The organism is Bradyrhizobium hipponense (assembly GCF_008123965.1).
GTDB classification, from domain to species: Bacteria; Pseudomonadota; Alphaproteobacteria; order Rhizobiales; family Xanthobacteraceae; genus Bradyrhizobium; species Bradyrhizobium hipponense.
The window spans coordinates 1-1128 of sequence record NZ_VSTH01000240.1; the positions used below are offsets into that span (position 1 = coordinate 1).

The 1128-nt window shown below is 64.0% G+C and carries 1 protein-coding gene; it reads right to left on the bottom strand.

Annotated elements, in window-relative coordinates; all coding sequences use genetic code 11:
* Positions 1–708 (bottom strand): reverse transcriptase domain-containing protein (locus FXV83_RS41030; RefSeq protein ID WP_249776251.1); only part of this gene is annotated, 708 nt, incomplete at its 3' end.
* Positions 709–1128 lie beyond the last annotated feature (420 nt).

A 1128-nucleotide genomic window follows, 5' to 3' on the forward strand; every position in this document is an offset into this window, starting at 1 on the left:
CGGGCCACCCTGCGGCGTACCCTCCTCCGTCGGGCTGACCAGTCCTCCCTCCATCACACCCGCTGTCAGAAAACCACGGATCAACTTCAGGAGGCGCTTGTCAGCAACCCTCTTGGCCACCAGCCCCATCAGGATGTCGTGGTTGACCCGGTCGAAGAACTTCTCCAGGTCGATGTCCACGACAAAGCCGTGGCCGGACGCGATGTACGCCTGCGCCTGTTCCACAGCCCGATGCGCCGAGCGCCCCGGCCGGAAGCCGAAGCTCGTCTCGGAGAACGTTCCGTCCCAGTCCGCCTGCAGCACCTGCAGCACCGCCTGCTGGATGAAGCGGTCGAGCACCGTGGGGATGCCGAGCGGCCGAGTGCCGCCCGATGCCTTCGGTATCTCGACGCGCCGTACCGGCTGCGGCCTGTAAGTGCCTTCCAGCAATTGGTTCCGGATTGTCAGCCAGTGCTCCTTCAGATAGATCGGCAGATCATCGACACTCATGCCGTCGATCCCCGCCGCACCTTTGTTGCGCTTCACTCGCGCCAACGCTTCCTTCAGGTTCTCACGCTCGACCACTACTTCCATCGACGGCTTCGCGACCGCCGGGCGTTCGAGACTGGTTTTCGCCGCACCTGCTTCGGCCTCTTGGGCGGCGGCCTTCGGGGCTTCACCCCTCGCTCCGGTGTCCAAGTTCAGTTCGATCTGATTCTTCTGCCGCATGGCTTGCACGAGATTACCGCTCTACTAGCCTCTTCCACCGTTCAGGCCTTCGGCGGCGCGCCGCCGCCTACTATGCCCTCGGCTGACTTCTGCGCGGCGGTCAGGTCGCCTTGCGACGACCTCAGTCTCGTTGCCGAGACACCGCGCAGACCTCCCGAGGTAAGACCGACCGCCTTCGCCGCACGCCCGCCGGATTTACCACCCCGGTCCTTGATGACTATGGACTTCGCGATCAGTTGCTCGCTCGTCCGGCCGGGTAGGCCTCGTTATCCGGTGCTTGTCCATCGGGCCGCGGCTTTGCTCCACGCTTTCTTCAGACCCCACCTCGCGGCGACGCCCTTGCGCTTCGCTAATCCTTCGCCGCCATCAGGCTGGATAGAGGACTTCCACCTCCAAGCTGTCGTTCATACTCGGCACACA